Source organism: Affinundibacterium amnicola (genome assembly GCF_014284275.1).
In the GTDB taxonomy this organism is placed as follows: domain Bacteria; phylum Pseudomonadota; class Gammaproteobacteria; order Burkholderiales; family Burkholderiaceae_D; genus Undibacterium; species Undibacterium amnicola.
This window is the reverse complement of the sequence record NZ_JACOFU010000001.1, coordinates 14,659-40,995: the sequence shown is the minus strand read 5'-3', so window position 1 is coordinate 40,995 and position 26,337 is coordinate 14,659. Positions and strand designations below refer to the sequence as shown.

Below are 26,337 nucleotides of genomic sequence, written 5' to 3'. Positions count from 1 at the left end.
CCCGGCAAGCCGCGCGACGCCTATCATCTAAAATATTAGGTTGCATGGAGGCATACGTGGCAAATATCAAACTATATGATGCTGTGCGAAACCACGATTTTGCGGAAAACACGTGTTTTCTCTGCGGCGCTCGTACTGGCGACGATGATGATTCAAAGGAGCACGTGTTTCCAAAGTGGCTTCTCCATCATTTCGGGCTGTGGAATAAGAGGCTCACTCTAATCAACGGAACGGAGATTCCGTATCGAATGCTGGTGATTCCTTGCTGCACTCAGTGCAATAACACGCATCTGTCGCAAATCGAGAACACCATTAGAACGGCATTCCTGGCTGGTGCGTCTGCATTGAGGGGGGTTGACCGTGAAGTCCTTATGCTGTGGATACTCAAGATATTTTTCGGTCTTTTATATCGAGAAATATTCCTGCCAATGGAGCGCCGCGATCCTGCCGCCGGATCTATAGTTACTACAGAAGATATGGAGCAATATCAGCTGCTTCATTACATCCTTCAGGCATCAAGGATTCCCATCCGGTTCTCTCAGCTCGAAAGCGATATCCCAGCTTCGCTGTTCATCTTCGAACTCAAGGAACCAGCTAATCCAAACTTGCGATTTGATTACAAAGATGATGTTGCAGTTAATACCCTATATTTAAGGATGGGAAAAGTCGGGATTTTAGCCGCCTTTGACATGGGCGCACAGACTTTTGAGGGATCTCACTTCTTCTCTAAATATCAGAACCATCAGCTTCATCCTCTCCAGTTTGAAGAACTTGGAGCAAATCTGTTCATGAAGGCAAAAAAATTCAATCGCATTCCCAAAGCGATGATCGCCGAATCACCATCTGGAATAGATTTTCAGGTGGCACCAATAGCGGGGCTTTCTACTCGACCAGTATTTGAAAAGTGGTCCTCAGAGGAAATGGCAGAGATGCTGATGTTTTTTCTGGGATATCTCAGGGAGGCGGTTATGCCCGTTGAAGACCGCCTTGCTAGTTGGCTGCACAGAGAAGATGGAAGTTTTTGGCACATGGACATAAACGTACCGCCATGGTCAATTACGAGTGAAGCAAGCTAACTCAAACGTTAATACTCAGGATACAGAAGTGGTGAAATTTAAAGTATTAAGTCAAACAGACACACAGCAGAGAAGTGCCGGTGCTACTTCTACTTTTTGCCTTCGAGTGATTGAAATTGAAGGCTCGGTTTCACCAGGGATGTCTTTCATTGCATATTGCACGCATCACCCTTTTGAGGTGTGGGTTCGTGCAGTCGAAAAGTACGAGACTAACATCACGATATGCTGTGAAACAACATGGCCAGTTTATGAAGAAATGTTTGACTTAGCGGTAATAGATAGCACTGGACTATTCCGCAAGGATCGCTTCTTCTATGACCATGACAATAGATATAGTGTCACCGCGCTTTAACATCTCACTGGATGCGTGCGCTCTGCATTGGAGAGCTCGACCTAAACCAACTACAACGGAGAACATCTTTGCCAACCGATATTAAGAAAGCCGCAATCGCGCTGATCATTTCATGCATTTCTACTCTGCTTGCAGTTTACTTTGATGGACTTGATTTTGAAGAGATTAGTTTTCATGATCCGTTGATCTTAGGTTTCAATATCATCTGGACGCTGATCATCGCTTGGATTATCTGGGATTTATCTCGGGGAAAAAATATTAAGCCGACTCTTATTTTGGTTGGGATCATTATGCTTGCCTCGCTCGCATGGGCCATTGCAGAGTTCGGTTTTGGCTTCGCTCAGTTTTTCTATGTACTAGAGCTATTGATGTTTGTTGCCGCTTATTTTTTCGTCAGTACCAAGGAAAGCAAGTCGTGATATTTAGCAAAAAGCGTATAGCAAAGCAATCAAACCCAAGAACGCCCAAAGTCAAAGTCTCCTCGTGACAGTATCTATGCTCGGAGCTTCACACAAAGCCTCCAGTTGATCATGCCTATTTTGTCTGGCACGAGTCGCCAACCTCAAGCGTAAGCTTGTCATGATTGGCCTCATTAGCGGTGCTTGAAGAGCACTAAGACACTTTAACAGTCTGCAAACTCTTTGAGTTAAATGCACTGCAATCACTTATCAACCGGTGCTTAAAATTGCTGTCACATCAATAGGCAACATTATCAATATTCGCAATGTCACCCCGAATCATCAACGAAAATAGTAACCATACTTTCTTCCCTTGACTGGGTAACTTGAATCGGTGATTCTATCGTTCTTCCCTTATCTCTCTTACTGATCACATAAGTCAAGTTCAATCCCATGCTCAAAAAACTCGTTAATTATTTCCTGCAAGGTTTACTGTTTATATCGCCCTTAGCCTTAACAGCCTACATCCTGCTGCTGACATTTGAATTTACAGATGGCTTATTGAGAGAAAGTTTGGAGTTATTGATCGGCCGTGATATTCCTGGTCTGGGATTATTAATCATCGTCTTATTACTGATTTGTGTTGGCTATTTTGGACAGACTTTTATTGCCAAACCAATTAAGCGCCTGATTAGAAAGTCGATAAAAAACATTCCCGTATTAAATGAAATCTACTCCTCACTCAATGATCTTTTTTCCGCCTTTGTCGGCGACGAGAAAAAATTTAATCAACCTGTTTTGGTGTTAATCAACCCTGAAGCCAAGTTAGAAAAACTAGGCTTTTTAACTGAACATGATCTGTCGATCTTAGGATTAGAAGATAAAGTCGCGGTGTATTTCCCGCACTCGTACAATTTCTCTGGCGAGTTATTTATCGTCCCTAGCAATCAAGTAAGAGCGATTAATGTCAGCCCAAGTAATGCCATGAAATTTATCGTCTCTGGTGGTGTTTCTCAGTTAGAGAATAAGCAGCCAGATTAGGCTTACTGCAGAGCGCGATTTGGGTCATTCAAACTAAACATTTCACAAATCTTCGCCCAAAGTTTACTCTGATTAGAAACAGAAAAAGCACGTCAAAAACAAGCTTTGTTTTCGACGTGCTGAACACTAAACTCAATCACTCTTACCGCTTTTTATGAAAATAAACACCATCATTATCAACACTTAGTTTTTAGCGCGTGCTTGTTGCCGCAGCGCGCTGCCTGCACCAAAAGTCGCCAAAGCCAATGCAACACATGCACCACTCGGTGCATCAAAATACCAAGATGCACTTAGACCTAAACCTGCTGCCACAATCGTCACGGCGATCGCTAAGCTCAGCAATAAGCCGCGATGCACCCATAAGGCTGGGCTGATCAAACTGGCGAACACCACAAACAAGCCAAGAATGGGGACGGCCATACTGGCGATCACGGCAAAGAGTGGATAAAAAATCATATCCTTCTTTAACGATGACTGCGCCAACAATAAAACCAGACCAAGAACGACTGCACAAGCCGCTAATGAAGCGACTTGTGGCCAGCTTGCCCACAGCATATCGGCAGCTAATAACTCCGCCATTTTTTCCCGACCATGGGCATCGATACGCGCCCCCAATAAAGACAAACTCGCACCCGCGACATACACTAAGCCAATCAAAGCCTCACGCTGTGCGGGCCAGCGCTTTGCCATACCCGCCACCAGCCCTGCACACAAGAGAGCACCCAAAGCGGCAAAAATTTGCGTGGTCACGGCATTGGAATCATGCAGCAAGACAGAGACCCAAAGTGCTGCTGCAGCGGCAGCTTGTGCCAGTGCCAGATCAATGAAGACCACGCCACGCGACAAGACTTGCACACCCAGCGGTGCTAATGCCATGACCCCAAACGCTAGCGCCAGCATGGGCACTAAAAACCACCATTCCATCATTTGGCTCTCACCTTCACCAAACTCGTGACTAGTTGCTCATACCAAGTCACTAAGGCGTCGGCGGCTAAAGGATTGTCTGTGGTCGCAGGCAAAACCAATAAAGGTGCTTGGATACCCGCTTGGCTAGTCAACCACTTAGCAGCGCGCGGATCTTGGTAAGCTGCCACGACCACCGCTTCAACAGGCGTCGTTTGTAGCAAACTCAATTGACGTTGCAGATGCGCTGGTGTTGGTGCCATCCCTGGTTTCGGTTCCAAATCACTGATTTGCTCTATGCCAAGCCAGCGCCATAAGTAGGCAAAGGTCGTGTGTTGTGATGCTACTCGCATTCCCTTGAGCGAGGCAGCACGCTTCTCCCATTGCTGAACTTGCTGCGACCACATTTGGCTGAATGCTTGTGTACGCTGATTGATGGCAGATGCTTCTTGTGGGAACAAACTTGCAAAACGTTTGGACAAGGCAAGTGCCACTTTCAAAAAGCGATGCGGGTCAGTATGAAAATGTGGATTTCCCTCGGCGTGGACGTCACCAGAGAATGGTGTTCCAACCACACCAGGGCGAGGATCAATCATCTCAACCTGTTCCGACGCGAAAAACATACCTTGAGCACCATTCTGTACTTTCGAGTTGCCCGCCCGTTGTTGCAGCATCGGCAGCCAAGCAGATTCCAATTCACCACCGGTGCAGACCGCGACATCCGCGCTACGCAGTTGCGCGATCAAGGCTGGTCTTGCCTCAATGTGATGTGGATCTTGCTTGGCGTGGGTCGCGACGTGAACATTGGCGTTCGGCAAAAGCACGCGCGTCAATGCCGCCCATTCCGGTTCGCAAGCGAAAACTGTTATCGTCTGTGCCCCAGCGTTGGCAACGAAAGCGCCGCTGACCAAGACAACTTGTAACGTGGTTTTGAGTTTAGAAAGTATGTGCACCGTGCGCTCCAAAACTAAATATCGTTTGTAGTTGTACTGACCGTTTGGTGACGTTTTCCATGCCATAGGCATCACGTTGCTGCGCCACCAGCAAACGCACGACTTGGCGATGGCTTTGTTTCCACGCCAAACTCACGCTGTCTTCTTTTAGTCGACCAGGATGAAAGTGATCACCGTGCGGAGTGCTGACTTTTAGCCTATCCATACGACCACCTATTTCCCACGATGGATCAAAACGCCACACCAGGCTAATCGAGCTTGCATAGTGCTTATCGGATGGTGTCGCAAATCGATTCAATTGTGAGACGCGCGCAAATTCAGCATTGAATTTAATCTGCTCACGTTGATTGTTTCCATCCGGCGACCACTTCCAGGTCAAGTCCGCCATCCACATTTTTTTACCTTGGAACAGCGCACCGTGGGCATGATTATGTTCGTCTTCACCATGCTCTTCGTGTTCGTGATGATCGTGCTCGTCCTCAAGCAGCGCTTCACGTTTGTTATGAACCCGCGACAAGCCGACTTGCCAACTATGCGATAGACCGACATCGCCGCCTAATTTGGCAGTCAAAGTGCCAATCCCAAACTGCGGACTGGGCATCGCTTCCTGCACCAATTGTTTGCCACGAAACACCTCCGCACCAAAACTCAAATACAGCGCCGTCGGTGCCGTCCAATTCAAACGCAAACCATCGTCAAACCAATGTCCACCGAGAAAGGCACGATACAACAAGGGGCGTTCAGAGAAATCATCGGCATGCGGATGCTGTTCGTTTTGATACCCAATTTGCGAACCAAAACGACCGAGACGCGCTTGCAAACCGAAAGGCAAGGCACGCGTTTGCAACCAAGCTTCTTCTAATTCGGTTTCAATTTTCTTCTCGTGACTATGGGTCGCCACGCCGAATTGGGCGCTGAAATAATCGCCTAATGGCCCTTGCGCCATCACGTCACTATGACCCAGAGCCAAGCCTGATTGACGTTGGCCCAAGCCCAATTCTTTGGAAGTGTAGGCGACGTCAAGTACCGCACCGAGTTTCCAATCCTTCACTTGTGCCATCACTGGCGCGCTCAGCATCATGCCAGCGCATATCAAGATTTTTTTCATCGACTAATCCCCACCCATAATGCCGTTGCTGGAACAAAACTCAGGTCGCGGCGCGCCGATACGCTGGCGGTCGCTGTATTGAAGTGCACCAATTGACGTGCGACCGGATCGGTAAAGTAGATTTCATCCTTCGCCCCATTTGCACTAATTGCAGGCCAAGGCGCGGCTGTCGGCATACTAGGAATCAAACCAACGATGCGCGATACATTGCTCCAAGTCGTGCCTTGGCGCTGGAGAATACTGAGATTCCCTTTGTTATCCAAAATGTAGAAACGGTTGCTGTTACGGTCAAAGCCGGAAGCGCGCTGTACCGTACCGTTTTCCCAACCGGCAACCGTGATTGCTGTTGCGCTCGCATTACTTCCAGCGATGGCATAGAAACGCGTAGTGACTGGCGCTGGCGCAGCACCTTCTGATCCGATGGCGATGAATTGTTCCGGTGCTTTGACATGTCCCATCAAAGTTCCGATGCGAATTGGCGTCGGAATTTTCTTATCACTAACGGTGTTTGGTCCAGTGTGTTCGATGAGCATCACACCATCCATACAACCCACTGCAGTGAATTTACCCGCTGTAAAACTGCCGTGCATGCCATTGCAGCGCGTTGCCAGTTGGCGATCAGAAGTGTAAGTATTGCCATTGCGTTGATAGAGCTGCACATGCGTCGGCAACGTGTCAGTAGCATCGGCAGCACGACTTACGCTAAGAATTTTATTGTCGATAGGCTCTGCGAAACCGTGGATAGAAGAATTCAAATCAAAACCTGCGGCAACCGCACCGCTCGCAATCGAAGCATCGGTAATTAATCGAACGCTGGCATTTTTAACTGGTGTAACGGCGCTATCACCATCAAAAAATATCGCAGCTTGCTTGCCAACTTGAACGTCATAATGGGTTGGACGAGAACCAGCTAATTTCCAAGTCATCAGCTTTGATCCCTGCTTGTAATCATGTAAGTGATTCACATGATCTTCTTGCCAAACGCCACCATCAACAAACTGCACCAGATCTTGCGCTCTTTGCGTTGCGACGACATAGCGACCGTTCGGGCTGGGGTACAAACTAGCGCCTGCATTGTCTAATTGATGTGTCGCTTCCGTGAGGTGATTATCCAAGTCACGCAAGATAAGATTTTTACTATCCTTCTCGGCGATCGCGAGGCGACCTGCGGTATCGATAGTGACAACCTTGTCATCCTTGTTTTCTGACGTAGCAGTATCACTACCACCGCATGCCGCCAACAGACTTGCCAAGCTCAATGCCAGCAGTGTTTTTACTGCTTGGTACTTATTTTCTTGTTTCATAAATCAATTTCCTTATTTTCTTTATTTCAATCATTGGTAAAAAAACTTTTTGAATACTTTGTGTTGAGCATGCTGTGAGTCTTTTCTTTCATCTATCAATCAAACTTTACATTTCAAAAATAAACGTAGAAGAGAAATTAAGAGACCATTTTGAAAGATATTGACTAAACATAGTGGTTTTCACAAAACGCAAATAAGTCACTCACGCCCTACAAAAACATCTTTATTGCAAGATAAATTGACACCAAATACTTGCAACAGAGTTGCATAATAGGTGAAAAAATTTGTTTGTGCAACACAGTTGCATTTAATCTTTCATTCAAATAGAATCACTCAATTGCAACTGTGTTGCAGATATTTTCTTTTATTTTTCTGGAAAACGGTACCCGCAACAGCGATGTTTTTCTTGCTCGAGCAAACAAATGGCACGCAAATTTAAACTCAAGGAATCTACGTTGAAGCTCATAATTAAACTTGGCGACTACCTCGGTGTATTTGCATCAGCGCTATGTGTGTTGCATTGCGCGCTGACGCCCATCGCTTTATTGATTCCCTTCTTGACGCAAATTCCTCATCACGATGACTTCCATTATTGGATGATCGCCGTGGTCGCCTTACCGATTATTTTTTCCTTAATCCCTGGCTTCGCGCAGCATCGAAAAGCCATCGTATTGCTATTCGGCTTAACTGGATTCATCTGCTTTCTGATATCGATTTTCTGGGTTGGACCACGCTATGGCGAATTGGCGGAAGTTATGTTGGCGAGTATCGGTGGCGTCAATTTGATCATTGCGCACATCAAAAATCGCGGCTACTGCAAGGCATGTGCATTGGCACCTGCTATGACAGGTACAGCGACGCCATCAGCTACGTCACTCAACCATGAATTGTTTCAATACGACGAAATCGAACAAGAGAAACAAGCGATGAAAGAAATCAGCAATGCTTAATTTTGCCGAATACACCAGCAGTCCTCAACCGATTACTGGACGCGCACTCAATCCACTATTTGATGACAGGGGTCTAATTCCCTGCGTCGCTCAAGATGCGAAAACCAAGCAGGTTCTGCGATTTGAATGGATGGATAGACGCGCTTTTGAACGCACGATTAGCACTGGTGTTGCACATTATTTTGTACAACATCGCAAGGGAATATGGCGTCGCTATCCACGCCCCACTGGACGCTATCCAGTGCGCGAAATGCTACTCAACGAGGAGCAAAATTGTCTACTCTTGGTCGTTGATGTGCCAATAGAAGATAGCCCCGCCCAAATCAGCACCTCAAGCTTTCATCGAGAATTCGACTGGCAAGACTGAAGATGCCATTTCAACCGCCACAAAGCAAAATGCAAGAAACCACAAAATGACTTCCTAATCAATATGAAAAAAATCTTCCTGACGCTGATTGTTAGCATCCTCGGACTAACTCATGTAACAAGTTTTGCACAACAAAAGAGTTCATTACACGCTCATGTACATGGACAAGCACAGTTGCAACTAGCGATCGATCAATCGCAAGCGGTAATGAGTTTTTCCAGCCCACTCGATAATTTTTTAGGATTTGAGCGAGCACCAAAAGATGAAGCCGAACAAGACAAAGTAAAACAACTACTACAGCAATTACAAAATCCGCTTCTATGGATTGAATTGAGTCCTACAGCGCAATGCCAAGCCGGTCAGATCGAACTCGACTCACCTGTGCTCACCGGTAAGCAAAAGTCGAACGAAGAAAAAAAGCATGGTGATTTGCGTTTTGACGTGGAATTGCAATGCAAAAACCCACAACACTTGCGCAGCCTAAAAGCCAAGCTATTGCAACAGTACAAAGGCATACATCGCCTCAAGGTTGAAGTCGTACATGCGGGTGGGCAGCATGCCAAAACCTTGCACGCCGACGAAATCAACATGACTTGGTAATGCCAAAACACTTTATTCAAAACAAAATAGTTTTCAGACTATGCCATGTATGCCATGAATAAATACATCAACCATACGGACACCCCTTTATTACAAATGCAAGATGTGCAATTCGCTTGGAAAAACAGCGATCCCAACGCCACATCAGCACAACTGCATATCGCTGCATTCAGTATGAAAGCGGGCGAACGAGTATTCATACACGGGCCTAGTGGTTGCGGCAAAAGTACCTTGCTGAGTTTGTGTTCAGGCATCAATGAACCCACTAAGGGCCATATCCAACTCTTAGGGCAAGATCTCAAGCAACTGAAAGCATCGCAACGCGATCAGTTCCGGGTTGACCATCTCGGCATCATTTTTCAACAATTTAATCTCATCCCATATCTCGATTTGATTAGCAATGTCATGCTGCCGTGCCAATTTTCAACACGACGCCTACACGCGGCCTGTGTTAGCACGGGGAGTGATCAAGTAAAGCCATCGATTGCACAGCAAGCTGCCAAACAGTTATTGACGCAACTCGGCATCGCCCAAACCAACTGGAACAAGCCTGCTGCGAAACTCAGTATAGGCCAACAGCAACGCGTCGCCGCAGCACGTGCCCTAATCGGCAGCCCGCAACTCATCATTGCCGATGAGCCTACCTCTGCACTCGATGAAATGCATCAACAAAGTTTTATGGAGCGACTCATTTCTCAATGCGAAACCTCAATGGCTGGCTTGATTTTCGTCAGCCATGATCAACGCTTAGCGCGACATTTCGACCGCCAAGTCGATTGCCAACAATGGCAAGTAAGAACATGAAAGCCTTGTCGAAATTAGGCGCAAGCTTGCGCATGAGTCTGATCTTGCAGATCGCCCTTAAGAGCGCCTTAAATCGCCGCTACACCTTGGGATTAGTGGTGTTCGTGATTGCGATTTCTTGTGCACTCTTGCTTACGGTAGAACGTGTGAGACAAGATGCTCGTAGTAGTTTTTCACAATCGATTGCAGGAACTGACTTGATCATCGGTGCTAGAACCAGCCCAATTCAATTGATGCTGTACTCGGTTTTTCGCATCGGTAATGCCAGCAACAACATTCGCTGGGAAAGCTATGAAGCCATCACGCGCCACCCTGCAATTGCATGGTCAGTGCCTATTTCTTTAGGTGATTCACACCAAGGTTTTCCGGTACTTGGCACCAGTGCCGCCTATTTCCAACATTTACGTTATGGACAAAAGCAAGCTTTGCGTTTGCGTGCAGGTCGCTTCTTTGAGGACGGCGCAGATCATGTATTTGGCGCGGTGATTGGTGCAGAAGTCGCGGCGCAATTAAATTATCAAATGGGCGACAAGATTGTTCTGAGTCATGGCATGCCCACGCAGCAAGCGCAAAAAGCGCAACTGACGCAAGAACATGACGTCAAACCCTTTCAAGTGATCGGCATTTTAGCGCGCACCGGAACGCCAGTGGATCGCACCGTGCATGTGAATTTGCAAGCCATAGAAGCGCTCCACTTGGACTGGCAGGCTGGCGCGCCCATCCCACAGTTTTCCATCGCCCCAGAACATGTGCGTAAGTTTGATTTACAGCCACAACAAATTACGGCTGCCTTAATCGGTTTAAAGAATCGTAGCGCAGTTTTTCGTGTGCAACGCTCCGTCAATAGTTTCGCGGATGAAGCCCTGCTCGCGGTGATTCCTGGTGTAGCACTGGACGAACTCTGGCAAATGCTAAGCCAAGTTGAACAACTGCTCTTGGGTATCGCGGCCTTGGTTGCACTGATTAGTTTTTGTAGTTTGATTGCGGTCATTTCCGCCAGCTTAAATGAGCGACGGCGCGAACTCGCGATTCTGCGCGCAGTCGGTGCCAGCACGATGTATATCGCAGGTTTATTGTTACTTGAAAGCGCCATGCTGAGTTTGCTAGGACTGTTCTTTGGCATTGCCATCGTCGATTTGATGAGCCTGATCGGTGCTAGCCATCTGCAAGATCATTTCGGCATTAGCTTGCAAATGAGCTTGATACGCAGCAGTGAATTACCCGCGATTGGAGGGCTATTGTTAGCGGGCCTTTTCGCAGGCTTGATTCCCGCTTGGCGTGCCTATCGCTATACCCTCAGCGACGGTTTATCGACGCGCTTATAAGCAATTTCCAAGAACCATAAAAATCTACCAAGCTATGACTATGACACTAAAAAAAATGAAATTCTTTAACATCGCTACTATCGCGATCACCCTATTGATCAGCGTCAGCATGCTTGCAAGCAAACCCAGCGCGGCGCAAAGTAAAGCAGCAGAAAAAACAAAAAGCTCGACCGCGAAAGCCGATCCACATGGCGAATACAAAATTGGTGAGCGACTAAATCCAAACAAGCCAACCAAGTCAGCAACTAGTGCAGTCCAGAGTGCAAGCAAAGACAGCCCAAAAGACGCGACAGGAAAGCCAATTAACTTCAAGACCATCTCTTGGGAAGATCTCATTCCCGCTAGTTGGGACCCGAGCGCAGACTTTAAAGATATGGATCTGGGGAATTTTAACGATGCTGATCCACGCGCGATTTCCGCACTCAAGAAACTCAGAACGGCATGGGATAACGCGCCAACCAATCCTTTGTTCAATCAGAAGTATGTTCGAATTCCTGGCTTTGTCGTGCCGCTCGATATCGAAAACGGCAAGGTCGGTACTTTTTTGCTAGTTCCTTATTTTGGTGGCTGCCTACACACCCCGCCCCCACCTGCGAATCAGATCATTGAAGTTCAGTTAGAACAAGCGCAAGTGATTAAGACCATGGAACCTGTCTGGGTCAGCGGTCAATTAGATAGCGTACGTAGTCAGACTGAACTTGGAACGGCAGGCTATCGACTCAATGCGGTCAAAGTTGTGCCTTATAAAGAATCTTCGCGCCGCTGATTTTCAGTTTTTCTACACACTCTCGTTCAATATAAATCCAAATGAATCAAACAACGCACACCGCATTCGCCATCTTATTGGCAAGCTTATATCCGCAACTGGCGAACGCTGAAGAAACGGCTTTAGCAAAAAACAGCCAAACAAACACCATCGAATCTTCGACGCAGACATCTAAACAAATCAAAAAAGATGTGCCGCAACAAGTCAAAGTACAAGGTCAAAAACAATACAGAAATTTATCTGTCGCAGGTGCCACCAAAAACAATAGTTTGCTAATAGACTTACCAATGGCTGTGCGCGTGATCAGCGCAGAGCTATTACAAGACACTGGCGCGAACACACTGCGCGATGCCTTGGATCTGAGTAGCGGCATTCAACGTCAAAGTAATCTAGGCGGCTTGTGGGATAGCTACGCGATGCGTGGTTTCACAGGTGATCCTAATTTTGGTTCTGATTACATGATCAACGGCGTCAATTCAAGTCGCGGCTATAACGGCATTCGTGATAACGCAAATACTTATGCGATTGAAATTTTGAAAGGCCCAGCCTCGGCTTTGTACGGCAGAGGTGAACCTGGTGGGACAATTAATATTCTCACGAAGAAACCGCGTTTTGATCCCGTCTACCAAGTCGATATGAAACTAGGCAGTTTCCAAGAGAAACGCATCGCGGCAGATTTAACTGGTCCGATCAGCCAACAATTCGCGTATCGCATCAATCTAGCAAGTGAAAGTAGCGAAAGTAATCGTGACTATCACAAGACCGACAGAACCTTCATCGCACCTTCCTTATTATGGCGTATCACTGATCACACAACCTTGTCTTACGAACTAGAAGCAAGTGAGCAAAAATCACCATTTGATCGTGGCGTGGTAGCGGTGAATGGACAACTTGGCCTCATTCCAAATTCGCGCTTTTTAGGTGAACCAGCCGATGGACGTATGCAAACGAAATCGCTAGGACATCAATTCTTTTTCCAACATGACCTGAGCGCACACTGGACTTTACAATCCGGCCTCTCATATCGTGACAGCGAAATTAAAGGTTTTTCGACTGAAGCGAGCAATCTTTTGCCCGATAACGAAACCTTACGTCGTCAACACCGCTATCGTGATTTTTCCGCGTCTGACCGCAGCGCACGTATCGAGCTCGCTGGCAATCATCAGATCGCCGGTGTACAACATCAGACTTTATTCGGCATCGAACATGTCCTGTTTGCAGACGAGCGAGTACAACTCAGACGTAATCCTTCTGCGAGCAATCCTTATAGCATCAATATTTTTAAGCCAGTCTATGGAAAGCAGGCTGACCCTTTGACGATGTCGATCAACACTAAGGAAAATCAGGAAGCCAACGCCGTTTATTTGCAGGACCACATACACTGGAATACGCAGTGGAAAACCTTGCTTGGCATTCGCTTTGATCGCTATCAACAGCGGGTGGAAAACCGCCGCACAGCAACAGTCAATCAACAATCGCTGCAAGCCAGCAGTCCGCGCATTGGCGTCGTTTATCAAGCGACTCCTAGCCTAGCGTGGTATCTCTCCGCGGCGCAAGGTTTTCGTCCGAACAGCGGCGTTAGCATCAACAATACCGCTTTTCCTGCAGAAGAAAGTCGCTCTTACGAGCTTGGTATGAAGTGGGAGAATACTAAGAAAAATTTAAGCAGTACGATCGCGATTTTCAACATCGATAAACGCAATGTACTTACGACCAATCCAGTGAACACCGACTTCTCAATCACCGCAGGTGAGCTCAAGAGTCAAGGGATAGAATTGGATGTAGAGGGCCAATTGCAAGATAATCTCCGCATCGCGGCGGCCTATGCTTACACCGATGCCAAGGTCAGTCGTGGTGATAACTTAATCTTGACTGGCAGCCGCTTTCCCAATGTCCCCACACATAGCGCGAACCTCTTCCTTAAACAGAGTTTTCAACTGAACGGTAATGCGAGCGGCATCGGCCTAGGATTGCAATACATAGGCGAACGCTATGGCGACGTGGCATTGAGTAGCAACTTCATTTTGCCCGCCTATACATCGATCAAACTGGTTGCCGACTATCGCATTAATTCGACCATGCAACTACATGTTCAAGTGAATAATCTGATGAACCGTCAATACTTCGCCAGCGCTTACAGCCAAGTGTGGATACAACCAGGAAGTGAGAGGCAGATCAGCGCCAATCTGCGCGTGGCGTTCTGATGCTTTGATGTTCTAATTAATTTGCAAGGAAAGCTTATTGAAGCGGCAGTGGAATTGATGATTGATCCAACTTACACTGCCGCACCTGTCAGTCCAAAGCCATTTTTTCCACAATCCAAGTTCGACCTCACTCCACTTTTAGTATGAATAACAGCGTAAAAAACAGCATGAATACTAGCATCGCAGCTAACATCAGCATGACACGAAACAGAATCAATGCGATCGACAGTTTGCGAGGCCTTATCATGCTTCTCATGCTGGTTGATCACGTACGCGAAACAATTTATCTACACAAGCAAGTTGCCGATCCTATGCTAATCGATCAAACCGATCCAGCGCTATTTTTTACCCGATTCACGGCACATTTTTGCGCACCAATATTTGTATTTTTAGCCGGATTATCTGCATGGCTTTATTCGCATCCTCCACATCTTCAAGGTAGTCAGCGTGACGCCACTGGTTTTCTTATTAAACGTGGTTTATTTCTGATTGCACTTGAGTTCACGGTGATCAATTTCGCTTGGGTCGGACAATTCCCGCCATCGACTTGGTATCTACAAGTAATCTGGGTTATCGGTTTGGCGATGATTTGTTTAGGCTTGCTACACAAACTTCCACTTCCTATACTTCTAACGCTCGGCATCTTGATTGTGGCGGGACACAATATGATCAGCGACATCAAGATCGCAAGCGATCACCCTGCTTACACGATCTGGACCATCTTCTTTCAACGCGGATTTTTACCAGAACCATTGGCGAGTATTAAGATCAGTTATCCCTTATTACCATGGGTAGGCATTATCCTGATTGGCTATGCTTGTGGGCCGCTGTATCAACAAGGAATCAGCAGTTTGCAAAGACAAGGTCGCTTAATCACCATTGGGTTGGCTGCACTTGCTACATTATTCCTATTACGCAGCTTCAATATCTATGGCGAAAATTTACATTGGCAACACTATCCCGATTTCATCAGGACCAGCATGTCTTATCTCAACTTCCAAAAGTATCCGCCGTCTTTGCTATTTAGTTTGCTAACCATAGGCACTGGCATGCTCTGTCTGGCATGGTTTGAACGCAGCAGCAATCGTTTTACTCAGCTCTGCGCTGAAATTGGTGCGGCACCGATGTTTTATTACATCTTGCATTTGTATGTATTGCTGATTTTACAGACGCTCTTAGTGCAAATTTTTGGTGCCAATCACGGCAATCGATTTGGCGTTGAACAAGTATGGCAAGTTTGGCTTGGCGCCGCACTTTTAGCTCCAATCTTGTACTTTCCTTGTCGTCAATTTGCGGCATTCAAGCGCCAAAGCAAGCAAGCTTGGGTTAGATATTTATAAAATTGATGCATCGCTACAAACGATGCATCAATTTTATCGCTACTTCATATTCGATAAAAAAAGCAATATTATTATCCTGTTGCTTAGCCACAAAATAAAATTTTCAAATGAAAATCAGTAACGGTTTAAATCATCAATCGCATCAATCACCATGCTCGTGCCAATGGCAATCAAAAGAATATCATTTGCCACACGCACAAATTTATGACCCGACGGTGGCGCACCGATAATTGAAATCACGCGCTGTGGCACATCTTCGTAGATGACATCTCTAGGCAAGGCAGAACCACGTTTCCATTTTTTCGCTTGCCCGGGCGGCAAACATCCGTTCTTTTTCTTCGCTAAACCAGGGGGGCAACCTTTGCTACGAAATTCATTGGTGTAGTAATCAACGACGACGGTGCGATGTTGGGTCGTAAAATACTGATGAGAAATTTGGCGATCATTTCTGTCGCCTTGACGTCTGTCATCTCGCTGATCACGGTCATCGTGTTTGTCATGCTTGTCGTGCTTGTCCTGTTTATCGTGCTTGTCCTGTTTATCATCGCCTTTGCCATGTTTTTGATCAGATTTACCCTGATCTGGATTTAGCCAGGTTGGTTGTTTTGCCACAACTGGCGCAGAAATCAATGCTGCGCCAAATAACACGCATAATGTTTTACGAGCTGTCACTAGGGTTTTCATTTTACTTCTCCTCAAACGAAAGATTCATCATAGGCGTATAAAAGTAATGCGTCTAGTTTCTGAGTAGAAAGCAGATTGTCAATTACTCACATTCTAGTCCTTTGATTGATCCAGCCAAGCTCGAATCTCAGGCACGCGTTCACGTTTTAATTTAATTCTATATTCAATCGCCGCGATTACAGTTTCTAGTTCTCCGCGTGCGCTCGGATCGAGATGGGCGTTGGCATAGGCATTTAATTTGCTAATCATTTGAGGATTAGATGAAGTACTTGCCAAGGACGGGAAGAAGCGGCTGCGTGATGTTGCATCGACTCTTTCATTTACTTTCGCCATATTCGCCATCGCAAAATCAAACGCCATGTCTGGGTGATTTGACGCTACTTGGCGAATCATTGCTGCGCTGGTGGTTAGACCTGGCTCATCGCTTAAGGCTAAATCTAGGGCACGCTTTGCCAAAGTTGGGTCTTCACTTGCTGCTAATAATTCGTAGATATTTTGTCTCACCAAGGCAGATTTCTCAGACTTCGCTTTCGCATACAACTTGTCCCAAGTTGTGCCATCAGCATTCTCTGCCACGATTGCCAAAATTAATAAACGTAAGGCGGCAGGTGCTGCATTAGGATCACTATCCATTACCGCAAAACGCCGACGCGCTTCCGCTAATATGCTTGATTCCCCCATGCTGCCAAGTACAGTAATCATCGCTGCGCGGGTATTAGCCACATGTTCAGCTTCGTTTTCTTTTGCTTGCCAGCCTAATTCTTGCATCAATGGTGACAGACGTTTGAATGCAAATTCTTGGAACATTTTTTGACGTGTTGGATCATCTTTTAGATAGTTATTCATCGTCGAAAAAACATTCGCGATATGATCCCAAACATGCGGACTTGCATTCGATGAGGTCGCTTTCGCCAAATCAAGATAATCTGCAACAGGCTGTTGCCCCGCTAAGCCCATCGCCCAACTGTCCGACAAAATACCAACTTGATCAATGGTCGCAATGTCGGTGAAGTGATTCTTGAGTTGAGCAAATACTTTCGGCGCGTATAGCGTTCGGTAATAGCCCATTTGACCAGCATTTACAACGACTGTGCCACAGGCAGGTAATTGCAGACTGGCTTTGCCGTTGATCACTAAAGTATTGCCGACCACCTTGGTGCCCGCGATTTGTGCGACAACGGGTACACGCCAATGCAGCGGTTTTTTATTCGGAACATCTTTAGAAAATTCGCCCTGACGCAGGCTGATAATCGATTTCCCATTTTTGCAAGTGATGTCATCAACATAAATGAGAGGTACGCCAGCTTGTTCGGTAAAATCTTTGGCAATCGCAACGATAGGTTTGCGTGCGGCTTTCTCTACTTGCTTCCACAAATCGCGAGATTGTGTATTGCTATAAGCGTGCGTGCGCATGTAGGAACGCACTGCTTGGCGCCACGCATCTTCGCCCACATAATTTTCCAGCATGCGAATCACTGCTTCACCTTTTTGGTAGGTAATGCTATCGAATGCCTGACTAGCCTGATCGACCGTTTCAATTTTTTGTACGACTGGATGCGTGCTCGCCAAAGCATCAAGTGCAATTGCTTGTTCGCGTACGGAAATCGCATTAAATTCTGGTTGCCATTCGGGATGCAGACGCATCATGGTGCGATTTTCCATCCACGACGCAAAACCTTCGTTTAACCACAAATCATCCCACCACTGCATCGTCACCAAATTGCCAAACCATTGATGTGCTGCTTCATGTGCAGCAGTCACGAATGCGAGTTGTTTATCGGCCTGCGTTGAAATTGTCGGATCGAGCAGGATAGAACTTTCAAAGGTAAAAATCGCGCCCCAATTTTCCATCGCACTGAAAAACTGGCTTTGTCCAGGTGCAGCGATATTATCTAATTTTGGTAAAGGATAACGCGTACCGAAGTAATCATTAAATTCGCGCAAAATACCTTTTGACTCTTCAAGGACATAACGGGCCTGATCGAGGCTGCCACGTTTGGCAATCACACCAATTTCAGTGCCGTCGGCCATCACAGTTGCACGTTCAAAATCGCCCACGCTCAAAAACAATAAATAAGTCGACATCTTGGGAGTCTTAGCGAACTTAACTAGGCTAAGACCGTCACTAATATCGGTTCTGGATAACACTGGCATATTACTCACCGCCATATGTTCACGCGGCACGATCATCTCGACGGTGAATGTGGCTTTATGCACGGGCTCATCCCAAGATGGGATCACACGTCGCGCATCAGAATTTTCAAACTGGGTATACAACGCGCGTTGTTGACCTTGCGGACTATCGTAATCAAGTGAAAACAAACCAACCGCCTGGGTGCCAATTAAACCATCGTATTCCAGATCTAGCCGATATTGTCCAGGTTTTAAGCGCTGAGGAAATGTGAATGTCGCGGTCTGTGCCTCTGCATCTACAGTGAGTTTGATGTCTTCACTAATGACTTTTCCTGCCGCATCAAGCAAACGCATTTTCTTAAATGTCAGGTCGGTCGCATGTAAAGTGATACTGCGACTAGCAGAAAGGAGCGAAAGTTTGATACCCACCTTTGCAGAAAAGCGTGCGTCTTTAGGGTAAGGCGTAATCGATACATCATAATGAATCGGTCGCGCCTCACGCGGCAACTGCGTGGTGACTTTGCGGTAATCAATTTTGGCTGTTGCTGTTTCGCGTGCGGCTTCAAGAGCGGCTAAAGGCGCAGCAAAAACTGGTGTGCCAGCGAAACCTATCAAGCTGCAAACTGCCAATGAAATCAAATTCAGTTTCATTCTTTCCCTCATCTATCTCAATATTACATTTTTCTTTTATACGCTTTGATACGCTTGATCTACTTGATCAACTTCGTCCCAAATCGCTGTGCTTAATCTTGGCTCGCTGTGCTTAATCCAAACTCGCTGTGCGATAGGGATTCACCTCAGCCGCACCAACCACACTAGCTTGATTGCCCCAAGAGTTACGAATATATGTCAGCACTAGCGCAACTTCGGTGTCGTTCAAAAACGGGGCGAATGGCGGCATACTATACGGGCGTGGATTACCCTTGGTGACGGGTGAAAATCCACCCGCCAAAATAACTCGAATAGGATTACTGAGTGAATGCATTTGCACAGAAGGATTTTCTTTGAGTGCAGGATAAATTCCGGTTTTTCCTTCGCCATTTTTACCATGACAATCAATGCACTGCGCACGATAAATTACTTCGCCCGCTTCCATCAGCTGCAGCATTTGCTCTTTGGACACCGTTGGTCTGGCAATCGCACGGTCTAAGAAATCAGGTGCGGTTTTCACTTGTTGCGGCAAAGCGCGTAAGTAATTTGCCATTGCTGCTGCATCTTGATCCGTCAAGTATTGCAAACTTTCTTTGACCACTTCTGCCATCGGGCCGTTCACGCTAGTTTGCCGATTCACACCATGCTGTAGCAATTGACCTAAATCAGCCGTGCTCCAAGCAGAAAGATTCAGTTCATGCTTGGCCACTAAAGAAGGTGCATACCAACTGATACCAGCCATTTCACCACCAGAAAAATCATCACTGCCCATGTTGGCACCGAATTGGTTACGGCTACTATGACAAGCACTGCAATGTGCCAGGCCGCGCACTAAGTAGGCACCACGATTCCACTCTTGGCTTTGTTGCGGCTGATAAGCTAATTCGCCTGGCTGAAAATACGCTGCGCGCCAAAAAGCTAAGCCTGCACGCTGATTGTAAGGAAAAGCCAAACGATGCTCGGTGTTTTGTTGTGAGATTGCAGGCTGACTTTGCAAGTAGGCGAACATCGCATCGGCATCTGAACGAGTAATGTGGGTGTAATTCACAAAAGGGAACGCCGGATACAATAACTCGCCCTGTTTACCACGACCATTGTGTAAGGCATTCCAAAAATCTTCGGCAGTCCAGTTTCCGATACCCGTTTGTTTGTCGGGTGTAATGTTGGGTGTAACAAACTGACCAAATTCAGATTCCATCACCCGCCCGCCAGCAAACGCCGCGCCACCTCGTGCGGTATGACAAGCCATGCAATCCGCAATTTTGACCAAATAGGCACCACGTTCTAATACTGCCTCATTCGTACCTGGCATATTCGCTGGATGCATACGATTACTAGACTGACTGGCTTCTACCGGAAGATCTGCATAGCCATGACCTAAGCGATAGCCATACCACGCGCTCAAGGCTAACAGACCAAGCACAATCAAGAAAAACAGTGCGACGATTTTGGCTATACGCCGTATAGAAATGCTCATGGTTTCATACTCCCACAGGCGATCGGCAAGCTGAAATCTTTACTTGCCTCTGTCACTTTAATCGCCTTAGTGTCGGCTGGCAGCGTCTGCGCGGCAAGCCATGCAGATACTGCGGCGATATCGCTAGCTTCAAGCTGTTGCGCAACTGTTTGCATACAATCTGGCGAAGCTGCATGTCGGCTACCCGTTTTCCAAGCACCTAACTGTGCTACGAGATAATCTCGTGGAAGACCCAACAACCCCGGAATAAACGGCGCTATGCCAGTCATTTTGTCACCATGACAGGCAATACAAGCTGGCAACTTGCGGCTTGCATCACCATCCTTCACCAGAATACGACCGCGTTCCATTTCGGCGGGATTTGCTTGACTGGTTTGTGGTGCAGCATAAGGTGGATTTAAATCAGCGAAGTAATCTGCGATTTCCTGTAAATAAGCATCGTTCATATGCGTGACCATGTACGTCATCATCGGATAAACGCGCTTGCCATCCCGAAAATGGCGTAATTGATTGAACAAATAACCCGCTGGTTTGCCGGCAATTCGAGGGTAGAAACCATCTGTGGTTGCTCGCCCTTCTTGACCATGACAAGCGACACAAGCCTTGACTCTTTGCTGCAAACTATCTGCGGCGACAAGCGTTTGTGCGTAAGCCTGCTTACTTACGTCCGTTATTAAGCCCATTAGCAAAATCAAGCTAAGGCCGAACCCTAATCCGATTTGCAATCCGAATCGACTTGCGACATTCCTAGCACGCTCCGACTGCCCGACCAATACAGAATCAGCGGCATACCGTCTTTGTTCCATCATCATTTTCTATATCCATAAATCAAAAACGCTTGATATTTGTACGCCACCGGCAATCAATTGGTGACGACATCTATCAAGCGTCTTTTAAAGAGACCTCTGCACAACCTGCATCAGGTATTGATGCAATTCAAACTGAAGTCAACTCAATTGGTTTCTTTACTTTTCACACTCGCACGAGAAATGGTCTTGTCTGCCAAGCGCTTACTCGATTTAAGCAATTCAATTTCATCACTCAGAATATGCGCAGCTTCAATCAAATAAACATCTTTCGCTTCTTTGCTCGCTTTTTCAGCAGCCAACTCTGCTGCCAAACTGCGTTCACTGCCTTGCAATCCATCGTCTTGTGTTGGTAATTTATTCGCTTCTGCCTTAGTGCCATCTTTGGCATCTGTTTTACCAGCGACCTTGGTTTTGCCTTCTAAAGCAGCGCGAATGACTTCACGCTCTTTGGTTTTTTTCTCACGCGCATCACGTTCCGCACGACGTTCCTCTTCGTTCAAAGAAATGACCTTCTTCTCTTTTTGCTTTTTAAACTCAGCAATATCTTCTTTGATAAATTGAAATTCTTTATCTTTAGCGATGCGCATTTCATGGCGCACTTGCAACATCGCCTGTACGTCTTTCAAATTACCTAATGCTTGATAATTGGCTGGTTTAATTTGCACCCAAGGCAGTGCATTGTCGTAGCTAGATTCACCATAACTATCGGCATCGGTAAAACTAGGATAAGCGATATCAGGTGTCACGCCCCGTAATTGGGTGGTGCCGCCATTCACGCGGAAGAACTGCGCTATCGTCATTTTGAGATCGCCATATTGCTGCTTCTCGCTACGCGCCATCTGATCCAAACTAATCACAGTTTGCACAGTGCCCTTACCAAAACTGTTTTCACCAATAATCAAACCACGGCCATAATCTTGAATCGCTGCAGCGAAAATTTCTGATGCAGATGCAGAACCGCGATTAATCATCACACCCAGTGGGCCATCCCAAGCAACCACACCAGCGCTATCACTTTCCACATGCACTCTGCCCTGCGAATTACGTTGCTGCACGACTGGGCCTTTGCCGATAAACAAACTGGTCAGCTCGACTGCTTCGTTCAAAGAACCGCCACCGTTATCACGCAAATCAATCAATACGCTATCAACTTTTTCTTTCTTCAATTCACCCAAAAGTTTGGCCACATCACGGGTTGCACTCTTAAAGTTTTTGTCGCCACGACGACGCGCGTCAAAATCTTGATAAAAAGTCGGCAAGGCGATTACACCAATGCGGCGGGTACCTTCAGCAGTTTTCACTTCCTGTATCGATTTCTTCGCGGCCTGTTGTTCTAAAGTGATTTTGTTACGCACCAACACCACCGTTTTGTGCGCACCATCTGGGCCGGCATCAGCAGGCAAGACATCTAAAGTCACCGTGGTATCTTTTGGGCCGCGAATCAATTTAACGACATCATCTAAACGCCATCCCATCACATCCACCACAGGTCCGTCCGTACCTTGCGCAACACCAACGATACGATCACCGACCTTTAACTTACCCGACAAAGCCGCCGGACTACCAGGCACCATCTCACGCACCGTTGCCATCTCATCGCGATCTTGCAAAGTCGCGCCGATACCAGTCATCGACAAACGCATAGAGATATCAAAGTCTTCTGCCGCTTTGGGGCCCAGATAATTCGTATGTGGTTCCACCGACATAGCATACGCATTCATAAACAATTGAAATACGTCTTCGCTCTTCAATTTATTCATGCGCGTCAAGGTGGTTTCATAACGCTTTTCCAGTGTGGTCTTAATCGCTGCCGTTTCTTTGCCTGCCAGCTTTAAACGCAGCCAATCGTTCTTCACCCGTTGACGCCACAAATCACGCATTTCATCTTCAGTCTGTGGCCAAGGTTCTTTTTCACGCTGATAGCGATAAGCTTCTTTCTGTGAAAAATCGAATTCAGAATTCAACAAGCTGCGCGCGTAAGTCAAACGTTCTTTAAAACGTTGGTGATACAGATTAAACATCGCAAACGGTGTACGTAAATCTTGTCCCAAGATCGCGTCATCGAGCTTGTCGCGCGCGACAGAAAATTTATCAATATCTGATTGCAAGAAAAAAACACGATCGCCATCAAGTGATTTCAAATAACGATCAAAAATCTTTTCCGACATCGCATCATCGAGCGGGGTCGCTTTGTAATGAAAGCGCGTAAAAAATTCAGCCGTCATATTCGCCGCCTGAATTTGTTGTGGCAAAGGCTGAAAATTCAGCGTTGATTTTGCTGCGCTATTCACATCAGGCGTATTCACCGTTGCAATCGGGCCAGATTCCGCGATTGCAAAATGGGTAGAAACCGCCAAAGCGATTGCCATTCCTATCAAAGTCTTTTTCATGTTCTTTCTCCAATTATTCGTATTGCAATGCGTACATCATAGTGTGCAATAAATGAATACTTTTTAATAGCCAAATACGAATATTTCTTACCGTTCAACCCGCGCTGCTTCATATACGGTTAATAAAAAACCATGGCAGCGTCTTAATGCCAACAAGCATATCACTTGTTCTGAGTTCGCACAGCAGGCGCGGACAATAGATCTGCGAGTTTTTCCTCCTATTTTGTAACGATTTGTTGTTCTTAGCTACTTTCTGACCATATTGCAGTTGCGAAGTTCCAGACAAAATTGAAGCATGCTTATGCAAAAATCGTGTCATCCAAATCCCCAGCCATCATCGTTAAGCTAAGAAATAAAGGAAATGATCCTGATGCATTTCAGTTCAATGCAAAACGTCGCACTGTCAACTCTAGGCGGATTACAGCGGGGGAACGCAAACAGCATGCTGCTTGCCGACGATATGCAGCACCACGCTTGGCTGAGCGGCATTAGGGGCTTGTCCCGTCTTTTTTGCATTTCAATGTCACAAAAATTTGCCTGCAGATTTTTATTTTTCGCCTACACTAAATTGAGCCTACGCCATTTTTTTCGTTTATCACCCAAAAGAAAGTGCGATAGCTGACAAAATCTGAACGCTCAGTGCGCACGTAAAAGGAGATCAAAATGAATATTTTTGACAACTATGCAGCGCGTTACGAAAAAACTCGCGAAGAAGAATATTCATTGCAAGAGTTTTTGGACTTATGCAAAAAAGACCCTCTCGCCTACGCCACTGCACCGGAACGCATGCTGGCAGCCATCGGCGAACCCGAACAAATCGACACCCGCAACGACTCACGACGTTCGCGCATATTCTCCAATAAAATCATCAAAATCTACCCGGCCTTCCGCGAGTTTTATGGTATGGAAGAAGTGATAGAACAAGTCGTCGCCTACTTCCGCCATGCCGCGCAAGGTCTCGAAGAGCGCAAACAAGTTTTGTATCTGCTAGGCCCAGTCGGCGGTGGTAAATCCTCCATCGCTGAGCGCCTTAAATATTTGATGGAAAAAATTCCCTTCTATTGCATCAAAGGTTCACCAGTGAATGAATCGCCACTCGGCTTGTTTAACGAAGAGGAAGACGGTGCGATTTTGGAAGAAGACTTTGGAATTCCACGCAGATATCTCAGAACTATTCCCAGCCCTTGGGCAGTCAAACGTCTGCACGAATTTGGTGGCGACATTAATCAATTTCGCGTGGTGCGACGCTACCCTTCTGTCTTAAAACAAATCGCAGTATCCAAAACAGAGCCTGGAGATGAAAACAATCAAGATATTTCTTCCTTAGTCGGCAAAGTCGATATCCGCAAACTAGAAGATTATTCACAAGACGACCCAGATGCTTACAGCTATTCCGGTGGTCTCTGTCTCGCCAATCAAGGCTTGATGGAATTTGTAGAAATGTTCAAAGCGCCGATCAAAGTCTTACATCCTTTATTGACCGCAACGCAAGAAGGTAATTTCAAAGGCACAGAAGGCTTTGGTGCGATACCGTTTGAAGGCATCATTCTCGCGCACTCAAATGAATCAGAATGGAAAACTTTTAAGAACAATAAAAATAATGAAGCCTTCTTAGATCGTATCTACATCGTTAAAGTGCCATACTGCCTGCGCGTTTCTGATGAGATTAAGATCTACGAAAAACTGATACGCAGCTCCTCATTATCACAAGCGCCATGTGCGCCAGGCACTTTCAAAATGATGGCGCAGTTCTCGATTTTGTCACGCTTGGTCGAACCAGAAAATTCCAGCATCTTTAGCAAAATGCTGGTGTACGACGGCGACAATCTCAAAGACACCGATCCCAAAGCCAAATCGCGGCAAGAGTATGTTGATTACGCAGGCGTCGATGAAGGTATGAACGGCATCTCTACCCGCTTCGCTTTCAAGATTTTGTCCAAGGTCTTTAACTTCGACAACACCGAAGTCGCCGCCAATCCCGTGCATCTGCTGTACGTGTTGGAACAGCAAATCGAACGCGAACAATTTGCGCCAGAACTGGAACAAAAATATCTGTCCTACATCAAAGAATACTTGGCTGCACGTTACGCCGAATTCATAGGTAAAGAAATCCAAACCGCGTACTTGGAAAGCTATTCTGAATACGGACAAAATATTTTTGATCGCTACGTGACCTTCGCTGATTTTTGGATACAAGACCAAGAATTCCGCGACCCCGACACTGGTGAAAGCTTTGACCGTGAAGCTCTGAATAGCGAACTGGAAAAAATTGAAAAACCTGCGGGCATCTCGAATCCCAAAGACTTCCGCAATGAGATCGTCAATTTCGTCCTGCGCGCCAGAGCACAAAATGGCGGCAAAAATCCAACCTGGACCAGCTACGAAAAACTGCGCACAGTCATAGAGAAAAAAATGTTTTCAAATACGGAAGAGCTGCTGCCGGTTATTTCATTCAATGCCAAAGCCAGCAGCGACGACGCCAACAAGCATCAGGAGTTTGTCAGCCGCATGGTGGCAAAGGGCTATACCGCGAAACAAGTTAGATTGCTGTGTGAATGGTATTTGAGGGTGAGGAAGTCGTCGTAAAGGGTTGAAGGTTTGAAAAGCCCCTCTCCCGCATGCGGGAGAGGGGTTGGGGTGAGGGAAATTGAGCAAGGACTTGAGCCGAAATAGCGATAAAAATTTCAGCAACTGTGAATTGC

23 protein-coding genes are annotated in these 26,337 nt (G+C 46.4%); 14 read left to right on the top strand and 9 right to left on the bottom strand.

What is annotated here, in order from left to right; genetic code table 11:
• The first annotated feature begins 56 nt into the window (after positions 1–56).
• From H8K33_RS00185 to H8K33_RS00170, 4 genes are all read left to right on the top strand, one after another.
• Complete coding sequence (locus H8K33_RS00185) at positions 57–1,076, top strand: hypothetical protein (protein ID WP_186888975.1); 1,020 nt, start codon at positions 57–59, stop codon at positions 1,074–1,076.
• A gap of 31 nt (positions 1,077–1,107) precedes the next feature.
• A complete protein-coding gene (locus tag H8K33_RS00180) occupies positions 1,108–1,428 on the top strand; it encodes a hypothetical protein (protein ID WP_222613229.1) in 321 nt (106 codons plus the stop codon).
• 68 nt (positions 1,429–1,496) lie between these two features.
• Positions 1,497–1,847: a hypothetical protein gene (locus H8K33_RS00175; protein ID WP_186888973.1), complete on the top strand. Its 351-nt coding sequence runs from the start codon at positions 1,497–1,499 to the stop codon at positions 1,845–1,847.
• A 432-nt stretch (positions 1,848–2,279) separates the two neighbouring features.
• Complete coding sequence (locus tag H8K33_RS00170) at positions 2,280–2,867, top strand: DUF502 domain-containing protein (RefSeq protein WP_186888972.1); 588 nt, start codon at positions 2,280–2,282, stop codon at positions 2,865–2,867.
• Between the two features lie 183 nt (positions 2,868–3,050).
• On the opposite strand, the gene H8K33_RS00165 is transcribed toward H8K33_RS00170, so the two are convergent.
• The 4 genes from H8K33_RS00165 to H8K33_RS00150 are packed head-to-tail and all read right to left on the bottom strand — an operon-like array spanning position 3,051 to position 7,135.
• The gene (locus tag H8K33_RS00165) at positions 3,051–3,794 is read right to left on the bottom strand and encodes an ABC transporter permease family protein (protein WP_222613228.1); all 744 of its coding nucleotides are present in this window, start codon (positions 3,792–3,794) and stop codon (positions 3,051–3,053) included.
• On the bottom strand, positions 3,791–4,723 hold the full coding sequence (locus H8K33_RS00160; protein WP_343043763.1) for a metal ABC transporter solute-binding protein, Zn/Mn family: 933 nt from the start codon (positions 4,721–4,723) through the stop codon (positions 3,791–3,793). Before H8K33_RS00160 ends, H8K33_RS00165 begins: the two co-directional genes overlap by 4 nt.
• Positions 4,707–5,831 carry a hypothetical protein gene (locus H8K33_RS00155; protein WP_186888969.1) on the bottom strand — a complete coding sequence of 375 codons (1,125 nt, stop codon included), beginning with the start codon at positions 5,829–5,831 and terminating at the stop codon, positions 4,707–4,709. The genes H8K33_RS00160 and H8K33_RS00155 overlap by 17 nt, the downstream gene beginning before the upstream one ends.
• Positions 5,828–7,135: a hypothetical protein gene (locus H8K33_RS00150; protein ID WP_186888968.1), complete on the bottom strand. Its 1,308-nt coding sequence runs from the start codon at positions 7,133–7,135 to the stop codon at positions 5,828–5,830. Before H8K33_RS00150 ends, H8K33_RS00155 begins: the two co-directional genes overlap by 4 nt.
• Positions 7,136–7,590: 455 nt before the next feature.
• Between H8K33_RS00150 and H8K33_RS00145 the strand changes: the two genes are divergently transcribed.
• From H8K33_RS00145 to H8K33_RS00110, 8 genes are all read left to right on the top strand, one after another.
• On the top strand, positions 7,591–8,085 hold the full coding sequence (locus H8K33_RS00145) for a MerC domain-containing protein (RefSeq protein ID WP_186888967.1): 495 nt from the start codon (positions 7,591–7,593) through the stop codon (positions 8,083–8,085).
• Positions 8,078–8,452, top strand: a complete 375-nt coding sequence (locus tag H8K33_RS00140; RefSeq protein ID WP_186888966.1) for a phosphoribosyl-AMP cyclohydrolase — start codon at positions 8,078–8,080, stop codon at positions 8,450–8,452. The genes H8K33_RS00145 and H8K33_RS00140 overlap by 8 nt, the downstream gene beginning before the upstream one ends.
• A gap of 63 nt (positions 8,453–8,515) precedes the next feature.
• The gene (locus tag H8K33_RS00135; RefSeq protein WP_186888965.1) at positions 8,516–9,052 is read left to right on the top strand and encodes a ZrgA family zinc uptake protein; all 537 of its coding nucleotides are present in this window, start codon (positions 8,516–8,518) and stop codon (positions 9,050–9,052) included.
• A gap of 54 nt (positions 9,053–9,106) precedes the next feature.
• Positions 9,107–9,856, top strand: a complete 750-nt coding sequence (locus H8K33_RS00130; RefSeq protein ID WP_186888964.1) for an ABC transporter ATP-binding protein — start codon at positions 9,107–9,109, stop codon at positions 9,854–9,856.
• Positions 9,857–9,888: 32 nt separating this feature from the next.
• Positions 9,889–11,181 (top strand): ABC transporter permease, encoded by a 1,293-nt coding sequence (locus tag H8K33_RS00125; protein ID WP_186889715.1) that lies wholly within the window; start codon positions 9,889–9,891, stop codon positions 11,179–11,181.
• 55 nt (positions 11,182–11,236) lie between these two features.
• The gene (locus H8K33_RS00120; RefSeq protein WP_222613227.1) at positions 11,237–11,947 is read left to right on the top strand and encodes a DUF3299 domain-containing protein; all 711 of its coding nucleotides are present in this window, start codon (positions 11,237–11,239) and stop codon (positions 11,945–11,947) included.
• Positions 11,948–11,988: 41 nt separating this feature from the next.
• Positions 11,989–14,151, top strand: coding sequence for a TonB-dependent siderophore receptor (locus H8K33_RS00115; protein ID WP_186888962.1), 2,163 nt, complete (start codon positions 11,989–11,991; stop codon positions 14,149–14,151).
• 167 nt (positions 14,152–14,318) lie between these two features.
• Positions 14,319–15,491 (top strand): acetyltransferase domain-containing protein, encoded by a 1,173-nt coding sequence (locus tag H8K33_RS00110; protein WP_222613226.1) that lies wholly within the window; start codon positions 14,319–14,321, stop codon positions 15,489–15,491.
• Positions 15,492–15,605: 114 nt separating this feature from the next.
• Here H8K33_RS00110 and H8K33_RS00105 read toward each other — a convergent pair whose 3' ends face one another.
• The 5 genes from H8K33_RS00105 to H8K33_RS00085 all read right to left on the bottom strand — a co-directional run bounded on the left by H8K33_RS00105 (position 15,606) and on the right by H8K33_RS00085 (position 23,635).
• Positions 15,606–16,175, bottom strand: a complete 570-nt coding sequence (locus tag H8K33_RS00105) for a hypothetical protein (RefSeq protein WP_186888960.1) — start codon at positions 16,173–16,175, stop codon at positions 15,606–15,608.
• Between the two features lie 93 nt (positions 16,176–16,268).
• On the bottom strand, positions 16,269–18,959 hold the full coding sequence (locus H8K33_RS00100; RefSeq protein WP_186888959.1) for a M1 family metallopeptidase: 2,691 nt from the start codon (positions 18,957–18,959) through the stop codon (positions 16,269–16,271).
• A gap of 112 nt (positions 18,960–19,071) precedes the next feature.
• The gene (locus H8K33_RS00095) at positions 19,072–20,436 is read right to left on the bottom strand and encodes a c-type cytochrome (RefSeq protein WP_186888958.1); all 1,365 of its coding nucleotides are present in this window, start codon (positions 20,434–20,436) and stop codon (positions 19,072–19,074) included.
• The gene (locus H8K33_RS00090; RefSeq protein ID WP_390320188.1) at positions 20,433–21,248 is read right to left on the bottom strand and encodes a c-type cytochrome; all 816 of its coding nucleotides are present in this window, start codon (positions 21,246–21,248) and stop codon (positions 20,433–20,435) included. Before H8K33_RS00090 ends, H8K33_RS00095 begins: the two co-directional genes overlap by 4 nt.
• Before the next feature lie 140 nt (positions 21,249–21,388).
• On the bottom strand, positions 21,389–23,635 hold the full coding sequence (locus H8K33_RS00085) for a carboxy terminal-processing peptidase (protein WP_186888957.1): 2,247 nt from the start codon (positions 23,633–23,635) through the stop codon (positions 21,389–21,391).
• A 312-nt stretch (positions 23,636–23,947) separates the two neighbouring features.
• Between H8K33_RS00085 and H8K33_RS00080 the strand changes: the two genes are divergently transcribed.
• Positions 23,948–24,127: a hypothetical protein gene (locus tag H8K33_RS00080; protein ID WP_186888956.1), complete on the top strand. Its 180-nt coding sequence runs from the start codon at positions 23,948–23,950 to the stop codon at positions 24,125–24,127.
• Between the two features lie 171 nt (positions 24,128–24,298).
• A complete protein-coding gene (locus H8K33_RS00075; protein WP_186888955.1) occupies positions 24,299–26,221 on the top strand; it encodes a PrkA family serine protein kinase in 1,923 nt (640 codons plus the stop codon).
• Positions 26,222–26,337: the final 116 nt, after the last annotated feature.